Source organism: Acidithiobacillus sp. (genome assembly GCF_023256195.1).
Lineage (GTDB): Bacteria > Pseudomonadota > Gammaproteobacteria > Acidithiobacillales > Acidithiobacillaceae > Acidithiobacillus_A.
The window spans coordinates 65,756-83,060 of record NZ_JAGDWX010000010.1 but is presented as its reverse complement, the minus strand read 5'-3'; the positions used below and the strand labels follow the sequence as shown (position 1 = coordinate 83,060).

Sequence of the window (17,305 nt, the reverse complement as noted above, 5' to 3'; positions counted from 1 at the left end):
TATAGGGTATCCCGCCCTGTCAGGAGCTGCTGCGCCGCACGTGGCGCGTCTGAAAACGCCGGTACAGGACGCGGCCCGGCGAACCGCTGGGGTGACGCTTGAGGTGACGCACTTCGGTCCAGTCGACGTCGGCACTTTTTGCCTGAATGTTACTAAACTGTAGTGCGGTCTGGGCGGCCGCTTCCAGCACCGCGTCGGGGACGGCGCGATCTCGAGGGCGGCGCAGGAGGACGTGGCTACCCGGATGATCCTGCACGTGAAACCAGAGATCCCAGGGCTGGGCCAGACGAAAGGTGAGATGGTCGTTGGCCTTGGCGTTACGACCCCAGAGGATCTCGAAGCCGTCGACTTCCTTGGACTCGATGGCAGGGCTGCTGTTTTGTGGTAGACGGCGCGGATCCCTGGGTTTTTCTGTGGGGCCCGGCGCGTCCTCGGACGGTGTGTGAAGCAGACGGGCGCGTTCTTGTTCCAACTTCGCTAGCTGCTCGGCGCAGGCCGCGCGACCGCGTTGCGCCCGCTGGCGTTGTCGTAACATATGGCGAGCATAGTCGTGCAGGCGGTATCCGGCAGGTACCGAAATGGTTCTGCGGCCGATACCGTCGCTGCGATAGTCGGTCACCTCCACCTCGCCACCGGGGTGTGTGGCGTCGGGGAGGCGGAAGAGCGCCTCGGCGTCGCGCTGCCAGGAATCGGGTATATTCTGCCAGCGAAGCAGATCACCCCGGACCTTCTCTAAACGCCGCTCCAGGTGCTGCAGCGCTTGTCGATGCGGCGCTAGAGAGTCCGCGGCGCCGGCGGCCTCCTCGTCCCAGGGGGCTGCGGCGAGGCGCAGCGCTGCTTCAGTCGGGATGGCGGAGTCCTGCGTATGCAGCCGAAGAGGGTAGCGCAGGACCCCAGCATCGGCGGAGCGCCACTCAAACCAGTCGCTGTCCGGATCTGAATAACGCGCCCGCAACGTTTCCGCCAGACGGGCGGAATCCAGGAATGCCGCCTCTGCCTGGGCGCGGATGCGGGGGGCGATGAGCTGCAGCGGCTCCCGCAAGGCATCGACGAACGACGGGGCGGGAACCGCAGATCTCGTGGGCGGGACGTAGCCGTGCCCCGGCAGGAAGCGTAATCCCGTGCTATCGAGTCGGTCCCAGCGCCAGGCCCAGAGGATGGCCCCGTCCTCATCGGTGACGGCCAGGTTGCCGCGTCCGCCAAAACACTCGGCAATGAGCCGGCGACGCTGCGTTTCTTTGGTAATGCTTACTCGCTGCCACGTCAGCTGCAGGATCCGGTCGGCCCAGGGCACATCGATCTGTTGCAGTTGAAAACCGCGCAGGAGCTGCCCTGGGACGTTCGGATGCGCATTTCGCAGGCGCGGACAGGGACCGGCAAGCCAGAGCCCGAGAGGTGCCCGGTGCTGGGCGATGACCAGGTTGACCTGCGTGCCGAGGCACAGGCGTAGCCAGCCGGAGCCAAGTTCTGCCTCGCGCAGGGTGGCCCCAGTGGCCAGCGGCGCGATGTAACGGGCGGCTGTCCATAACTGCAGGGTATCCATGGACAGAGTGGGATCACGAGCCGGGTTCACGATGGCTGTCGCCAGGGCCCAGGATACCGAGCCCGGTCAGTTTATCCAGCAGCAGGCGCAGAGCTGCCTGGCCCTCCAGGTGGCTGGTATCGATGCGGATGTCCGGATGCTCCGGTGCTTCATAAGGGTCGTCGACGCCGGTGAAGGAGCGAATCTCTCCCGCCAGGGCACGGGCGTAAAGGCCCTTGGGATCACGGGCAGCGCAAACCGAGAGGGGAGTGGCCACGTGGATCTCCACGAAGGCGCCGCCGGCCTCTTCCACCAGTCGGCGGGCCTCGGCACGTGCATCGCGATAGGGGGAAATGGCGGCGACGATGGCGATACCGCCGTGCCGCGCCACGAGGCTTGCGACAAAACCGATGCGACGGATGTTTTCGTCGCGGTCCTCGCGGCCAAACCCCAGACCTTTGGAGAGAAAGCGACGAACCACATCACCGTCCAGCAAGGTCACCGCGCGCTCGTCATGGATTTCCAGTTGCCGCGCCAGCATCCCGGCCAGGGTGCTTTTGCCACTGGCGGACAGTCCCGTGAACCACAGCACGAGCCCGCGTCGATCGGCACCCCGGTAGGCCTGGCGGAGGATACGGATGACCTCCGGCGGTGAGAACCAGGGGGGTATCTCTTCGTTGGCGGCAAGACGCCGGCGCAGCTCCGAACCGGAAATGCCTTCGAGACGCTCGCCGTTGGCCTCGGCGGCGGGCACATAGCTTTGCCGCGCCCGAGAGTAGGCGTACTCGGGCATGAAGACCGGCTCGATGCCCAGTTCATCGCGATGCGCGGCGACCCACTCCTGGGCCGCAAAGGGCGGATAGAACAGCCCGCCCTGCCAATGCCCCGGATCCGCGTGGCCGCGACCGATGAGAAAATGACTGGCGCCAAAATTGCGCCGGATAAGGGCATGCCACAGCGCTTCCCGGGGCCCGGCCATGCGCATGGCCAAAGGCAGTGGCGATAGCAGTACCCGGGCACGGGGATAGTGGTTCAGCACCGCTCGATAGGCACGCATCCGCCAGGAGGCCTCTACATCTCCCGGGCGCGTCGGGCCGATGGCCGGGTGCAGGAGGAGCCGCGCCCGTGGCCCCAGTCCTTCCAGGGCTGTCCGGGTGATGGCGATGTGGGCGTGGTGGAGCGGATTGCGGGTCTGAAAGGCGAGGGCAGGGGCGTCGGCCAGTTCGGCGCGGACTTGTGCCGGGCCGCGATACTCCGGTGGGAAGTCGACGGCGGCGGCCCGTTCCAGGGCGCCGTCGTCCCAGGGCTCCACGCTTCCGGCGATGTTGACGGGCAGGCGGTCCAGGGTCTCCGCCACACCGGGATGGCGACGGTCTTTGCTGCCGTAGATCTGCTGCACTTCCCAGTGGCGATCGGGGCGGTAGAGGCTGGCTACGGTCATGCGTGCCAGGGGTGTGCCGTCGTTGCGCTCCAGGCGCAGGATGGCGCCGGGGCCAAGACGCGCTGCCGTCGTCTCCTCCACTTCCAGGGTCACGGGCATGGGCCAGAGTCGGCCGTCGGGCAAACGCTGGCGTTCACAGACGGACTGCCAGGTCTGCTCGTCCATGAATTCCGTCAGAGGGGCAAAGGCGCCGCTGAGCAGGAGTTCCAGATCGCAGCGCTGCCGTTCGCTCAGCACGTGCACGGCATCGGCCGTGATAGACCCGGGTAGGCTCGGACCAGGGCCCGCATTAGGGCCCGCACTAGGGCGCGTCATGGTCGTCCCCGGTGGACGCTGCTGCCGGCCATGGGAAGAGCGGTAGGTGGGCCAAGGCCACGACATCCCGCCAGCGATCCGCGTCCCCTTCGGTGCAGATGGCAGCGCGGGCGACGACGAGGGCGCCCGCCTCGGTCATGAGGGTCTCCATGGCGCTGAGGGTAGAGCCCGTGCTGATGACGTCATCCACCAGAACGACCCGACGCCCCGCAATCCGGGGACGATCCTTGGCGTCCAGGTAGAGCTTCTGCGGGTGACCGGTGGTGATGGAGTGGCTGGTGCTCTGCAAGGCCTCGCCCATGTAGCTCTTGTACTGTTTGCGCAGCACGGCATGGGTCTTGCCGGTCTGACGGGCCATGGCATAAGCCAGCGGGATACTCTTGGCTTCGGCCGTGACCAGGCAATCGTAGTCGAGACCCTGCAGCGCCTCGGTCAGGCCTCGGGCGGCCGCCTCGCACAGCTCGACATCGCCCAGAATATTGAGCACGGCGATGGCGAGGTCGGGTGCTACGGGAAAGAGGGGAAGATCGCGCACCACACCCTGAATGTCCAATCGGTGGGTGGCGCCGCGGTGTTGGGTCTGGACCATCTATGGTTCTCCTTTCTGGCTTCCATTTTGCCACAGCCGTGACGGGGGCGCACCGTTCAAATGGTTGAGGGATGCAAAAGCAAAGGCCCCCGAAGGGGCCTTTCCGGTAGCCAGGTAGTGGGGGACTTAGAAGTCGCCCATACCACCCATGCCGCCCATACCACCCATGTCGCCGCCGGCACCGCCCTTGTCTTCCTTCTTGGGCAGTTCGGTGATCATGGCCTCGGTGGTGATCATCAGGCCGGCAACGCTCGCGGCCTTCTGCAGCGCCGTACGGGTGACCTTGGTGGGGTCGATGACGCCCATCTCGAACATGTCACCGTATTCGCCCGTCGCCGCGTTGAAGCCGTGCCCAGCCTTGCCTTCCAAGACCTTGTTGAGGACTACGCTGCCCTCGCCACCGGCGTTGGCAACGATCTGGCGCAGAGGCTCCTCGATGGCACGACGGATGATGGCTACACCCATCTCCTGATCGTGGTTGTCCACCTTGACTTTCTCCAGCGCGTGGCGGGCGTGGATCAGGGCGACACCGCCACCGGCGACGATACCTTCCTCCACCGCCGCACGGGTGGCGTGCAGGGCGTCTTCCACCCGGGCCTTCTTTTCCTTCATCTCGATCTCGGAGCCGGCGCCCACCTTGATGACCGCGACACCGCCAGCGAGCTTGGCCACCCGCTCCTGGAGCTTCTCCTTGTCGTAGTCGGAGGTCGCTTCTTCCATCTGCCGACGGATCTGCTCCACGCGCGCCTTGATCTCGCTCTGCTGGCCGTGGCCGTCGATGATGGTGGTGTTCTCCTTGCTGATGGTCACCTTCTTGGCCTGACCCAGGTCATTGAGGCTGGCGCTTTCCAGCTTCATGCCCACTTCCTCGGAAATCACCCGACCACCGGTGAGGATGGCCATGTCTTCCAGCATGGCCTTGCGCCGATCGCCGAAGCCTGGCGCCTTGACCGCCGCTACCTTGATGATGCCGCGCATGCTGTTGACCACCAGGGTTGCCAGGGCCTCACCCTCGACGTCCTCGGCGATGATCAGGAGCGGACGACCGCCCTTGGCTACCTGCTCCAGCACCGGCAGCATGTCGCGGATGTTGGAGATCTTCTTGTCGTGCAGGAGGATATAGGGGTTCTCCAGCTCGGCGGTCATCTTGTCCTGATTGTTGACGAAGTAGGGCGAGATGTAGCCGCGGTCGAACTGCATGCCTTCCACCACATCCAGCTCGTTCTCGAAGCCGGAGCCTTCCTCGACGGTGATGACGCCTTCGTTGCCTACCTTTTCCATGGCCTCGGCGATGATCTTGCCGATGGACTCATCGGAGTTGGCGGAGATGGTGCCTACCTGGGCCACTTCCTTCTGGGTCTTGCAGGGCTTGGACTGCTTCTTGAGGTCCTCGACCACGACGTGGACGGCCTTGTCGATACCGCGCTTGAGGTCCATGGGATTCATGCCGGCGATGACACCCTTGATGCCCTCGCGGATGATGGCCTGCGCCAGAACCGTGGCGGTGGTGGTGCCGTCACCGGCCTCATCGGAGGCCTGGGAGGCGACTTCCTTGACCATCTGTGCGCCCATGTTCTCGAACTTGTCCGCCAGTTCGATCTCCTTGGCTACGGACACGCCATCCTTGGTGATGGTCGGGGCGCCGAAGGACTTGTCCAGAACCACGTTGCGGCCCTTGGGGCCCAAGGTGACCTTGACGGCATCGGCAAGAACGTTGACACCGCGCAGCATCTTCTCGCGGGCGTGTTCGGCAAAAGCTACTTGTTTGGCTGGCATATACTCACCTCATCAATGGTTTGGAAGAATGGAAATGGCGTTGGGGATTACTTGTCGACCACGGCCATGACGTCGTCTTCGCGCATGACCAGCAGCTCCTCACCCTCGACCTTGATCTCGGTGCCGGCATACTTGGCAAAGAGCACCCGATCGCCGGGCTTCAGATCCAGAGCGCGGACCTTGCCGTCTTCCAGGATCTTGCCGTTACCCACGGCCACCACCTCACCCTGGACGGGCTTCTCTTTGGCCGTATCGGGGATGATGATGCCACCGGCGGTTTTCTGTTCTTCTTCCAGACGGCGAATGACGACGCGATCGTGCAAAGGACGCAGTTTCATAAAGCATTTCCTCGTGTGACTGGATTGTTGGGACAGATCCTCACTGACAGCGTGTTAGCAGCCGCTGCCATCGAGTGCTAATGATAAAGATTGTGTATGGCCTGTCAAGGCCGATGTGGAACGACGCTACGGTAGAGGTGGAGGCTGGCGCGCAGCAGTGCGGTATCGGCTCCCTGCAAACGGTGGTCGATCCCGGGCAGGTGTTCAACGCACAAGGGCCTGGCCTGGGCCCGTGCGGCAAAGTCGAAGCTGCGCTGCAAAGGCACGGCCTCGTCGGCGCTGCCGTGCAGGATGTGAACGGGGAAGGGATAGCTGGGCGGCTCCCGGAAAAGGTCGTACTGGGTGCTGTCGGCCACCAGGTCATAACGCATTTCCAGTTCTCCCAGACCGTAGGGGTCGCGCCAGCGGCGCAGACCTGTTTCTCGCCACTGCTCCTGCTCGGCGGCGGGGAGTGCGGCGAAGAGCAGGGGGATGAAGTTGAAGGCGGGAGCTATGAGCAGCAGGGCACGGATGCGTTGCGGCCAGCGCACCCCGGCCAGTGCGGCCACCCAGCCCCCCAGGCTGGAGCCCACCAGGAGCACCGGTCGATCCTGGAGGAACTCCAGCACCAGCGCCAGATCTTCCAGGTAGCGGGAGAGGGTGAGTTCGGCGAAGGCGCCGTCGGACTCGCCCACTCCGCGATAGTCGAAACGCAGCCAGGACCAGCCCTGCTGTTGGGCGAAGCGCGCGAGCAGCAGAGACTTGCTGCCGCCCATGTGCGATGCAAAGCCCGGCAGGAATATGCCCACGGGGCTGGAGCCAGCGTCCCGCCAGCGGCCACGGATGCGCTCGCCACGAACGTGGCGGAGTATCAAGGAATCTTCTTCCAGCTGCATGACACCAGCTTGAGACCGTAAAAAAGGGGCGTCAAGGACGCCCCTAAAACCACAAAGGAGGAAAGAAACATGCGCTCGCAACCAGCACTTGGCTGCAGGACAATATTAGCAAAGGTCCAGGAAGCATGCAACTACATGCTGACCGGTCGGAAGATAAAAGAAGGGCGAGACCGGAGTCTCGCCCAAAACCACCAAAGGAGGAAGAAACATGCGCTCGCAACCATCACAGCTGCTTGCAGGAAGTTAGAGCATGGGGTCGCGATAAAGTTCCCCCGAAGGGTGGATAGCTTGCTGAGCCTCTGCGGATACGCCCACCAGGCGGACCCCATGCCTGGTGGGCAGCTTGTAGGGGGGCAGGACGCTATCGCCAGAGACACGCTCCCAGGCTCAGTGCGGTCCGGATCCTACGGTGCCGTCCTCGTCGGGAAAGGGGAGCTCGTGCACCACGAGATCCGGGTTCTCCCGCTGCGTTGCCACCAGTTCCTTCGCATCATCGACACTGCCGACAATGGGCATGGAGCCCGGCAGGGGACGCCGTGCCGACTCGGGCATGAAGTAGATGGATATGGCGCCGATGACGGACATGAACATCAGGTAGTAAGCCGGCGCAAAATGGTTGCCCGTGGCCTGTACGAGGGATTCGATGATGAACGGTGTCGTTCCACCGAAAAGCGCCACGGAGATATTGAAGGCGATACCCATGCCACCATAGCGGTGGGAGGTGGGAAAGAGTGACGGCAGGGAGGAAGCGAGGTTGGCCGTATAGAAGGTGGCGGCCACGGCCATGACGAAGAGCCCGGCCAGGGACGACCAGGTGTGTCCCAGACCCATGAGCGCGAAAGCCGGTACCGACAAAAGGATGGTGATGGCAGAGCCGGTCCAGAGCATGGGGCGACGGCCGGTACGATCGGAGAGACGGCCGACGAAGGGCAGGCTCAGCGCCATGAAGGCGATCACCGGCACCGTCAACAAGGTGCCGTGCGCCGCATCGTAGTTCAGTACCTTGGTGAAATAGGTGGGCATGTAGGAGGTCAGGGCGTAACCCACGGTCTGGGTCGCGGCCACCAGGCCCATGGCCACGAGAATGGGCCGCCAGTAGCCGCGGATCACGGCCACGGGGTTCGTGCTCTCGGGGGAGGTGCTGGCCTCCTGGTCGCCCTCGTGCAGCAGCTCCCGAAAGGCCGGAGATTCCTCGACGCGCATCCGGAAGTAGATGGCAAAGAGACTGAGAGGTCCGGCGACGAGGAAGGGAATCCGCCAGCCGTAGGCCAGCATGTCCCGGGGATCCAAAAAGATCTGCAAGAGCGAGACCAAAGCCGCGCCGACCGCAAAACCCATGTAGCTGCCGAGGTCGAGAAAGCTGGCGAGGAAGCCGCGACGTTTATCCGGAGCGTATTCACTGATAAAGGTCGTGGCTCCGGCATATTCACCGCCGGTAGAGAAGCCCTGCAGCAGCTTCAGTAGGACCAGCGCCGCGGGTGCCAGCACGCCGATGCGGTCGTAGGTCGGGAGCAGGCCGATGAGAAAAGTGGATCCGGCCATCATCAGCAGAGTCGTCGCCAGAACCTTCTTGCGTCCGACCTTGTCGCCCAACCAGCCAAAGAACATACCGCCGAAGGGCCGAGCCACGAAGGTGACCGCGAAGACGCCGAGGCTGAACAATATCTGCAGCGAGGGGCTGGCCCCGGAGAGGAACAGCTGGCCCATGATGACGGCCAGATAACCGTAGACGCCGACGTCGAACCACTCCATGAAATTGCCGACGATCATGCCGGTCATGGCCGTGCGGAAGGTCTTGGGTTCCACGATGGTGATGTGGCGCAGACGCAGGCGAGGAATGCGCACGAGTTCATTGATGCGTCGCAACACCGCCGCGACTCGCTCCGAGCGTCGGGATCGACGTGGATTTTGGTCGTTCATGATGTATCTCCCTAGCGATAGAAGGTAGGATTCGTTGCATTTGATGATGATAGACGTTGACAACGAAGACCTATTTCAGGAAAACATACGATGGAAGGACGGTCAAATTATTGTTATAAATTACAATTAATTGTAGAATTATATATCTTTTTATAGAGTTATTCTGGGCGAACCTTATCCTGTAGTCTGTCATTTTCCAGAGGCATTGGACGACGTCATGGCTATTGGATCGTGGCCGCAATACATGGCATGTTGACCGGTCGTCCCTGCGAAGATGGATATCTCTCCACCCCGGTACAGGGACCGGTAAATCGGCGCTGCCTTACGTTGCGGTGGGGTTCGCTGGCCCGAGCTCGGTTCCTTCGGCACTCGCGTGTCGCGACAGCGCCTGACGGCAAGGGCGCCGCACCCGCGGCAGCGCCGCCAGGATCGGTCCGAGTCGGCCCGCGACCTTGCCAAGGTTGGGGCGCGACAAGTACCATCTGCCTTTACACTGCAGAGCAGGCATGCGCAGGAGCTCGAATGTTTCACGGCAGTATGGTGGCGCTCGTCACCCCTATGGATTCGTCCGGATCCATAGATTTCAAGGCCTTGAGAGATCTGGTGGAATGGCATGTGGCCGAGGGCACGCACGCCATCGTGGCGGTGGGTACCACGGGTGAGTCGGCTACCCTGGATGTTCGGGAACACGTGGAGGTCATCCGCACCATCGTCCAGCAAAGCCGGGGCCGGATTCCCGTCATCGCCGGCACCGGCGCCAATTCGACGGCAGAGGCCATCGAATTGACCAAGGCGGCCATGGACGTGCAGGCCGATGCCGCTCTGCTGGTCAGCCCCTACTACAACAAACCGACCCAGGAAGGACTCTATCGGCACTATCTTGCCGTCGCCGATGCCTGCCACTTCCCCATGATTCTGTACAACGTGCCCGGGCGGACCGCCGGGGATATCCTTCCGGAGACGGTGGCGAGGCTGGCGGTACGCCCGTGCATCGTCGGTATCAAGGAAGCCAGCGGCCACGTGGATCGCGTAGCGGAGATTCTGGCACGGTGTGAGGAGCACTCGGCAACCATCCGCGTCTACAGTGGTAACGATGGTGAGGCCCTGGCTGCGGTGGCTCTCGGCGCCCACGGGGTGATCTCGGTGACGGCCAACGTTGCGCCCAAGGCCATGGCGAATCTCATGACGGCGGCTCTGGCCGGGGATTTCGCCGAGGCGCGCGCGATCAATGCCCGGCTGGTGCCGCTGCATCGCGACCTGTTCTTGGAATCCAATCCGATCCCTGTGAAGTGGGCATTGCAGGAGATGGGGCGGATTCCCGGCGGTATCCGTCTGCCCCTGCTGCCTCTGTCCGAAACACTGCACGAGCGCCTGCGCCAGAGTCTGGTGCAGGCACAGTGCCTGGTTTCTCCCTCCGCCCCTCAAGGAGCGCATTGATCATGGGCCGTAAGCTGGGCCGTAGCATTGCCGTAGCCACCCTCGCCACGGTCGCTTTGAGCGGCTGTTCCTATCTACCCTTCTTCAAGAGCAACACGGGTCCGAATTATCAGGATGCCAAGCTGATGAAGCCTCTGGAGGTTCCGCCCGACCTGCTGGCCCAGGCGCCGGCGCCGGGGGTGACGGTCCCCGGCGGACCGGTGACGGCCGGTGAAGTGGCTAGCGAGGTATCGGGAGCGCGCAGTTCCGGCGGCTACGGCCTGTTCGTGCCCAGGGTGGCGCCGGGTGAGAAGCCTATCGAGGAAAAGACGCTACCGGGCGTGTCGGCGCAGGTGGCGGGCCAGGGTGCAGACCTCTATCTCGTGACCTCGGCCAGCGACGACCAGATATGGAAGGCGGTGCGCGCAGTGCTCGCCAAGGACAAGATCCCGGTAGAAAAATTCTCCGCGGAAGCGGGCACCCTGGATACGGGATGGCAGTATACGCGTTCCGGTATCAGCCGCATTTTCGGCACGGCCCTGGCGCCCAGCCACAAGATGCGCTATCGCTTCCGACTGGTCGCCGCCGCGGATGGGCAAAAAGAGCTGCACCTGGAGCAGGAGCGCTACCTCAACAATCCCGAGGGCAGCACCATCAACTGGCGCAAGCAGACCCCGGAAGCCAGCCGCAACCGGGACCTGCTCGAGGCCGTGCGGCAGCAGCTGGAACGCTCGGTGATCCTGGCTGAGATGCCGGTGATCAAGGTCACTCGCTATCGCGACGATCTCGGACCCTATCTGGTGCTGGACCAAGTGCCGGAGAAGGCGGAGCCGGCCGTGGCCATGGCGCTGCGTGGTCTGGACCATCCGGTCACCCAAGAGGGCGTCGGCGTCTGGTCGGTGCAAGTGCGCGCGGGCAGTGGCGAGTCGCAGCATTCCGGCGGCATGGTGGGCAATATGTTCAGCCAAGCCTGGTACAAGATCACCCATATTTTCGGTGGGTCGAAAAAGACCAAGCCGCTGGATGTCACCGTCAAGCTGCTGCGCATGAAGGACAACGAGGGCAGTGTGTTGGAAACCGAAGCTCCCAGCGACGAGGGTAAGGACGGCCAGAAGGCGGCTATCGACATTCTCGACCGCCTGCAGAGCGCCCTGAGCCCGAAAGATCAGGGCAAGGCATGATCGAGCGCTACACCCGCCCCGAAATGGGGGTTCTCTGGGACCAGAACGCCAAGTATCGGGCCTGGCTGGAGGTGGAGTTGGCGGCTTGTCGGGCCATGGCCGCGCGCGGCGAGATTCCAGCGGAGGCGCTGGCGGAGATCGAAGCCAAGGCCGACTTCGACGCCCAGCGCATCGCCGAGATCGAGGCGGAGGTCAAACACGACGTGATCGCCTTCCTCACCTCGGTGGCGGAGCACGTGGGGCCAGCCAGCCGCTTCATCCACAAGGGCCTGACCTCTTCCGATGTGGTGGATACGGGCTTTGCCCTGCAGCTGCGCCGGGCTGGGCAGCTGCTGGAGACCGGCCTGCAACGCCTGGATCGGGCTTTGGTGCGTCTGGCTTGGGAGTACAAGGACAGCGTCATGATCGGCCGCTCCCACGGCATCCACGCCGAGCCCATTACCTTCGGTCTGAAGGTGGCGGTGTGGCGGGCCGAGGCGCAGCGCAATCTGCAGCGTCTGCGCGATGCCATCGCCACGGTCTCCGTCGGCATGCTGTCGGGTGCCGTGGGTACCTTCGCCCACATCGATCCGGCCATCGAGGCCCAGGTTTGTGCCGAGCTGGGTCTGCAGGTGGAGCCCGCCAGCACCCAGGTGATCTCGCGCGACCGGCACGCACAATTCTTCTCGACGCTGGCGGTGATCGCCGGATCCCTGGAAAAGATCGCTGTCGAGATTCGGCATCTGCAGCGCACCGAGGTCCTCGAGGCAGAAGAGCCTTTCACCATCGGCCAGAAAGGCAGCTCGGCCATGCCGCACAAACGCAATCCCATCCTCTCGGAAAATCTCACGGGGCTGGCGCGGCTCATGCGTGGCTATGCCGGCATGGCCCTGGAGGATATCGCCCTGTGGCACGAGCGCGATATCTCCCACTCCAGCGTCGAACGTGTCATCGGTCCCGATGCCTGCATCGTTCTGGATTTCATGCTGCACCGTGCCAGTGGCCTGCTGGAGGGCCTGGTGGTCTATCCGCAGCGGATGCTGGAAAATCTGGGCCGCACCCACGGTCTGATCTTTTCCCAGCGGGTGCTCCTGGCGCTGACGGAAAAAGGCATGCTGCGCGAAGATGCCTACCGGCTGGTGCAAAAGCATGCCATGCGGGTCTGGGAGTCCGGTGGCGAGTTCCAGGATCTGCTGGCCGAGGATCAAGAGATCGGGCGCTACCTCAGTCGGGAAGCGCTGGCAGCGCTTTTTGACCTCGATTACCACCGCAAGGCCATCGATACCATATTCGCTCGGGTATTCCCGGAGGGGCGTCCGCAATGAGCGAAGCACCCGCGGCGATCTACGAAGGCAAGGCCAAGATCCTCTATCCGGGGGACGATGCCGATACCCTGGTGCTCTTCTTCAAGGACGACACCTCGGCCTTCGACGGCGAAAAGCGCGAGCAGCTGGCGCGCAAGGGCGAGATCAACAATGCCTTCAATGCCTACATTCAGACCTATCTGCAGGAGCACGGGGTGCCTACCCACTTCGTGCGGCGTCTGGATGCGCGGCGCAGCCTGGTGCGCCGTCTGGACATGATCCCGGTGGAGTCGGTGCTGCGCAATCGCGCCGCTGGCTCCCTCTGTCGCCGTCTGGGTATTGAAGAGGGCCGATTGCTGGAGCCGCCGGTACTGGAGTTCTTTCTGAAGAACGATGCGCTGCACGATCCCATGATCAATCGTTCGCACATGCGCACCTTCGGCTACGCCAGCACTACGGAAGTAGAGCTCATGGAGCACTGGACACAGCGGGTCAACACCCTGCTCAGCGCCCGTTTTGCCGATGCCGGACTCGTTCTCGTGGATTTCAAACTGGAATTCGGCCGCGCGGGCGGTGAGATCCTCCTGGGAGATGAATTCAGTCCCGATGGCTGCCGGCTCTGGGATGCACAGAGTCAGGAAAAAATGGACAAGGATCGCTTTCGGCGAGGCCTTGGCGGTGTGGTCGAGGCCTACATCGAGGTGGCGCACCGGCTTGGTATTGCCACGGACGCCTAGCCGCCGATGACTCCCGGATCCTTGCACTGCTACCAGGTCCTGCGGGGGCCGCGTGCCCTATCGGCGTTTCGCTGCAACACGGTCCTGCGCCGTCTGCGCGATGCGGGACTGCCCATCGTGGCGGTCTCCGCCCAGTTCGTCCACCTCGTACAGAGTCTGGGGCCCCTGAGTGCCGAGGAACAGGCAAGACTCCAGGCGCTGTTGACCTACGATGAGGCCTTTTCAGCCCCGCCAGAAGGTCGTCTTGCCGAGGTCTGCGTCGTACCGCGTCTCGGTACGATTTCTCCCTGGTCCACCAAGGCGACGGAAATCGCCCACTCCTGCAGTTTGTCCAGTGTCACCCGCGTCGAGCGCGGTCGCGCCTGGTTTCTGCAGATGGAGGCTGAGGCCGGCGTGACGCTGCCCCTGGATGACGCGCTTGACCTGCTGCACGACCCCATGACGGAGTCGATCCTGCCCGATTGGAGCGAGTCTCATCGGCTCTTTCAGCACCCGGCACCGCGACCGCTGCAACGTATTCCCCTGCACCGCGATGGTATGGGGGCGCTGCAAGCGGCCAACGCGCGCCTCGGCCTGGCTCTCAACGAGGCGGAGATGGAGTACCTGGCGCAGATCTTTGCCGGGCGCGCTGAAGACCCCAGCGACGCCGAAATCATGATGTTTGCCCAGGCCAACTCCGAGCACTGCCGCCACAAGGTCTTCAATGCCGAGTTCGTCATCGACGGGGTGGCCCGGGAGCAGAGCCTCTTTGCCATGATCCGCGAGACCCATCGCTTGCACCCTCGGGGAACGCTGTCGGCTTACAAGGACAATGCGGCGGTCATGGCAGCGGCAGCGCCTGGCTCCTACTTCCACGCGGGCGTCGACGGGGTCTACGGCGAAGTGCGCGAAGCGGGCGCCATCCTGATGAAGGTGGAAACCCACAACCATCCCACGGCCATATCGCCTTTCCCGGGCGCTGCCACGGGCAGTGGTGGCGAGATCCGCGATGAAGGCGCCACCGGTCGTGGTGGCAAACCCAAGATGGGGCTTTCGGGGTTTTCCGTGTCGCATCTGCGCATCCCGGGCTTCGTACAGCACTGGGAAAAGGATTACGGGCGCCCGGCGCGGATCCGCTCCAGTCTGGACATCCTGCTGGAAGCACCCATCGGTGCGGCCGCTTTCAACAACGAGTTCGGGCGCGCCGCCACAGCGGGCTACCTGCGCGTGTTCGAGGCGGATTTCGACCAGGTGCACTGGGGCTATCACAAACCCATCATGCTGGCCGGAGGCCTGGGTCAGATTCGCCCCAGCCTGATCCATAAGGAATCTTTGCCCATCGGCGCCAAGATTCTCGTGCTGGGTGGTCCGGCCATGCTCATCGGCCTGGGTGGCGGTGCCGCCTCCAGTCAGGCCAGCGGCAGCAGCTCAGAGGCTCTGGATTTTGCCTCGGTGCAGCGGGGCAATCCGGAGATGCAGCGGCGCGCCCAAGAGGTCATCGAGCGCTGCATCGCCATGGGCCAGGATTCCCCCATCCTGTCCATCCACGACGTAGGTGCCGGTGGGCTCGCCAATGCCATTCCTGAGCTTCTCCACGATGGCGGGCGCGGCGGCCATCTGCAGTTGCGGCTGGTGCCCAACGAGGATCCGGCCATGTCGCCCATGGAGATCTGGTGCAATGAAGCCCAGGAGCGCTATGTCCTGGCCGTGTCGCCCAAGCGTCTGCAAGACTTTCTCGACCTCTGCGCGCGGGAGCGATGTCCGGTGGCGGTGCTGGGGGAGGCCACCAAGGCCCAGGAACTGCGGGTAGACGATAACCTTTTTGCCAACACTCCCATCCGTATGGACCTCGGTGCCTTGCTGGCCTGCCCGCCGCGCATGCGTCGGGAGACGACACGGCGCAGGCGCCAGGGGGCCGACCTACACCTCGGCGAGTGGACCCTGACAGCGGCGGCGCGCGCCGTGCTCCAGCATCCGACGGTGGCCAGCAAGGAATTCCTCATCACCATCGGCGATCGCAGTGTTGGCGGACTCATCGCCCGTGACCCTATGGTCGGGCCCTGGCAGGTGCCCGTAGCGGACTGCGCGGTGTCCGTCGCCGATTTTCGTTCCCATTTCGGCGAGGCCATGGCCCTGGGCGAGCGGGCGCCCGTAGCCCTCCTGGACGGTCCGGCCAGCGGTCGTCTGGCCGTGGCCGAGGCCCTGACCAACCTCTTCGCCGCCGATGTCCGCGACCTTGGCGATGTGAAGCTTTCGGCCAACTGGATGGCGGCCGTGGACGAGTCGGGAGAGGATGCCAAGCTTTTCGACACGGTGCGTGCCGTGGCTCTGGAGCTCTGCCCGCAGCTGGATCTCAGTATCCCGGTGGGCAAGGACTCGCTGTCCATGCAGACGCGCTGGACCGAACGGGGGCAAGCCAAGCAGGTAGTGGCCCCCTTGAGTCTCGTCATCAGCGCCTTCGCACCTGTGGGCGATGTGCGGGCGACCTGGACTCCACAGCTCCGGGCGGAAGAGGACACGCAGCTGTGGCTCATGGAACTGGGACGCGGACGCTTGGGAGCGAGCATACTCGCCGAGATCCGGGGCGAAGTGGGATGTACGCCGGCAGACCTCGATCATCCTCAGCAGCTACGGGCAGCTCTGGAGTGCCTGCGCCGCTGGCGCGCCGAGGGGCTGGTCCTGGCCTATCACGACCGCAGCGACGGTGGTCTCTGGGCGACTTTGTGCGAGATGTCCTTTGCCAGTCGTCTCGGCATCCGGGCGGATCTACCCGCGGCAGCCGATGCCTGGGCCTGGCTCTTTGCCGAAGAGCCGGGGTTTGTGGTGCAGGTGCGCCGCCGCGATGGCGAGCGTCTGCGTGCCATCGCCGGGGAATTGGGCCTTGCGGCCGAGCTCCAGGCCATCGGCGAGGTGATGTGCGAGCTCTGGGAGCTGCAGGTCCAGGACGGTGATCAGGCCATCCTTTGCGAGTCCGCAGCCGATCTCCTGCGCCTTTGGGCCGAGCCCAGCTATCGCCTGCAGGCCCTGCGCGATGATCCCGTCTGTGCTGCCGAGGCCTACGCCGAAGTGGCGGCGACCCGACCGCCGCTCTTTTCCGCGGGAGTGCGCTCTGGTCACTCGGCGCCTCGGGTCCGTGTGGGTGGGCGGCCGCGAGCGGCCATCCTGCGGGAAGAGGGCGTGAACGGTCAGCTGGAAATGGCGGCGGCCTTCCACCGGGCCGGCTTCGAGGCCGTCGACGTGCACATGAGCGATCTGCTCGCCGGGCGGCTACGCATCACGGATTTCCCCCTCTTTGCCGCTTGCGGTGGTTTCTCCTATGGAGACGTGCTGGGGGCCGGTGCGGGCTGGGCCAAGTCCATTCGTTTCCACCCCGAGCTGCGCCAGCAGTTCGCCGATTTCTTTGCCGACTCCGGGCGTCTTGCCCTGGGCGTTTGCAACGGCTGCCAGATGCTGGCGCAACTGCGCGACATCATTCCGGGTACCGAGCATTGGCCGCAGTTCCGGCGCAATCGTTCGGAGCAGTTTGAGGCCCGTCTGGCCATGGTGGAGGTCTTGGATTCTGCCTCACCTTTCTTTGCCGGGCTGGCCGGTATGCAGGCACCCATCGTCGTTTCCCACGGTGAGGGCCGGGCCGAATTCGCCTCCGGGTCGCATCCCGAAGACCTGATCGTGCTGCGCTATGTCGATGCCCATGGCCGTCCCGCCCAGCACTATCCTGCCAATCCCAACGGCTCGGACGGCGCCGTCACGGGTCTGTGCAATGCCGATGGTCGGGTGACCATCCTCATGCCCCACCCGGAGCGCACCCAGCGCCGCCTCAACATGAGCTGGTGCCCGGACGACTGGCCCGAAGAGACCCCCTGGATGGAGCTCTTCCACAACGCCTATCGGGTTCTGGCCTAGCAGGATAGCGCCGCGGAGTCTTGCACGGCG

Annotated in this window: 12 protein-coding genes; 5 read left to right on the top strand and 7 right to left on the bottom strand. The window is 64.1% G+C overall.

Annotated features, from left to right (window positions below; genetic code table 11):
• Positions 1 to 19: 19 nt before the first annotated feature.
• From Q0C23_RS01335 to Q0C23_RS01305, 7 genes are all read right to left on the bottom strand, one after another.
• Entirely contained in the window at positions 20 to 1,573 is a 1,554-nt protein-coding gene (locus Q0C23_RS01335) for an NFACT RNA binding domain-containing protein (protein ID WP_291510574.1), read from the bottom strand.
• Positions 1,557 to 3,278, bottom strand: a complete 1,722-nt coding sequence (cysC, locus tag Q0C23_RS01330; RefSeq protein ID WP_291510573.1) for an adenylyl-sulfate kinase — start codon at positions 3,276 to 3,278, stop codon at positions 1,557 to 1,559. Before cysC ends, Q0C23_RS01335 begins: the two co-directional genes overlap by 17 nt.
• Positions 3,265 to 3,867, bottom strand: coding sequence for a phosphoribosyltransferase family protein (locus Q0C23_RS01325; RefSeq protein ID WP_291510572.1), 603 nt, complete (start codon positions 3,865 to 3,867; stop codon positions 3,265 to 3,267). Before Q0C23_RS01325 ends, cysC begins: the two co-directional genes overlap by 14 nt.
• 126 nt (positions 3,868 to 3,993) lie before the next feature.
• Positions 3,994 to 5,643: a chaperonin GroEL gene (groL, locus tag Q0C23_RS01320; protein WP_291510571.1), complete on the bottom strand. Its 1,650-nt coding sequence runs from the start codon at positions 5,641 to 5,643 to the stop codon at positions 3,994 to 3,996.
• A gap of 47 nt (positions 5,644 to 5,690) precedes the next feature.
• Positions 5,691 to 5,981, bottom strand: coding sequence for a co-chaperone GroES (gene groES / locus Q0C23_RS01315; protein ID WP_291510570.1), 291 nt, complete (start codon positions 5,979 to 5,981; stop codon positions 5,691 to 5,693).
• Positions 5,982 to 6,085: 104 nt separating this feature from the next.
• A complete protein-coding gene (locus tag Q0C23_RS01310; RefSeq protein ID WP_291510569.1) occupies positions 6,086 to 6,856 on the bottom strand; it encodes an alpha/beta fold hydrolase in 771 nt (256 codons plus the stop codon).
• Between the two features lie 387 nt (positions 6,857 to 7,243).
• Positions 7,244 to 8,776, bottom strand: coding sequence for an MFS transporter (locus Q0C23_RS01305; protein ID WP_291510568.1), 1,533 nt, complete (start codon positions 8,774 to 8,776; stop codon positions 7,244 to 7,246).
• A 522-nt stretch (positions 8,777 to 9,298) separates the two neighbouring features.
• Here Q0C23_RS01305 and dapA point away from each other — a divergent pair.
• The 5 genes from dapA to purL are packed head-to-tail and all read left to right on the top strand — an operon-like array spanning position 9,299 to position 17,275.
• The gene (dapA, locus tag Q0C23_RS01300; protein WP_291510567.1) at positions 9,299 to 10,213 is read left to right on the top strand and encodes a 4-hydroxy-tetrahydrodipicolinate synthase; all 915 of its coding nucleotides are present in this window, start codon (positions 9,299 to 9,301) and stop codon (positions 10,211 to 10,213) included.
• A 2-nt stretch (positions 10,214 to 10,215) separates the two neighbouring features.
• Positions 10,216 to 11,373, top strand: coding sequence for an outer membrane protein assembly factor BamC (gene bamC, locus Q0C23_RS01295; protein WP_291510566.1), 1,158 nt, complete (start codon positions 10,216 to 10,218; stop codon positions 11,371 to 11,373).
• Complete coding sequence (purB, locus tag Q0C23_RS01290; protein WP_291510565.1) at positions 11,370 to 12,677, top strand: adenylosuccinate lyase; 1,308 nt, start codon at positions 11,370 to 11,372, stop codon at positions 12,675 to 12,677. The genes bamC and purB overlap by 4 nt, the downstream gene beginning before the upstream one ends.
• On the top strand, positions 12,674 to 13,393 hold the full coding sequence (purC, locus tag Q0C23_RS01285; protein WP_291510564.1) for a phosphoribosylaminoimidazolesuccinocarboxamide synthase: 720 nt from the start codon (positions 12,674 to 12,676) through the stop codon (positions 13,391 to 13,393). Before purB ends, purC begins: the two co-directional genes overlap by 4 nt.
• Positions 13,394 to 13,399: 6 nt before the next feature.
• Complete coding sequence (gene purL / locus Q0C23_RS01280; RefSeq protein ID WP_291510563.1) at positions 13,400 to 17,275, top strand: phosphoribosylformylglycinamidine synthase; 3,876 nt, start codon at positions 13,400 to 13,402, stop codon at positions 17,273 to 17,275.
• Positions 17,276 to 17,305: the final 30 nt, after the last annotated feature.

Excerpts from the sequence above, each read along its gene's own strand:
- Q0C23_RS01325 (WP_291510572.1), bottom strand. The coding sequence starts at position 3,867 with ATGGTCCAGACCCAACACCGCGGCGCCACCCACCGATTGGACATTCAG.
- cysC (WP_291510573.1), bottom strand. The coding sequence starts at position 3,278 with ATGACGCGCCCTAGTGCGGGCCCTAATGCGGGCCCTGGTCCGAGCCTA.
- purC (WP_291510564.1), top strand. The coding sequence starts at position 12,674 with ATGAGCGAAGCACCCGCGGCGATCTACGAAGGCAAGGCCAAGATCCTC.
- groES (WP_291510570.1), bottom strand. The coding sequence starts at position 5,981 with ATGAAACTGCGTCCTTTGCACGATCGCGTCGTCATTCGCCGTCTGGAA.
- purL (WP_291510563.1), top strand. The coding sequence starts at position 13,400 with ATGACTCCCGGATCCTTGCACTGCTACCAGGTCCTGCGGGGGCCGCGT.
- dapA (WP_291510567.1), top strand. The coding sequence starts at position 9,299 with ATGTTTCACGGCAGTATGGTGGCGCTCGTCACCCCTATGGATTCGTCC.
- Q0C23_RS01310 (WP_291510569.1), bottom strand. The coding sequence starts at position 6,856 with ATGCAGCTGGAAGAAGATTCCTTGATACTCCGCCACGTTCGTGGCGAG.
- bamC (WP_291510566.1), top strand. The coding sequence starts at position 10,216 with ATGGGCCGTAAGCTGGGCCGTAGCATTGCCGTAGCCACCCTCGCCACG.
- groL (WP_291510571.1), bottom strand. The coding sequence starts at position 5,643 with ATGCCAGCCAAACAAGTAGCTTTTGCCGAACACGCCCGCGAGAAGATG.
- purB (WP_291510565.1), top strand. The coding sequence starts at position 11,370 with ATGATCGAGCGCTACACCCGCCCCGAAATGGGGGTTCTCTGGGACCAG.
- Q0C23_RS01305 (WP_291510568.1), bottom strand. The coding sequence starts at position 8,776 with ATGAACGACCAAAATCCACGTCGATCCCGACGCTCGGAGCGAGTCGCG.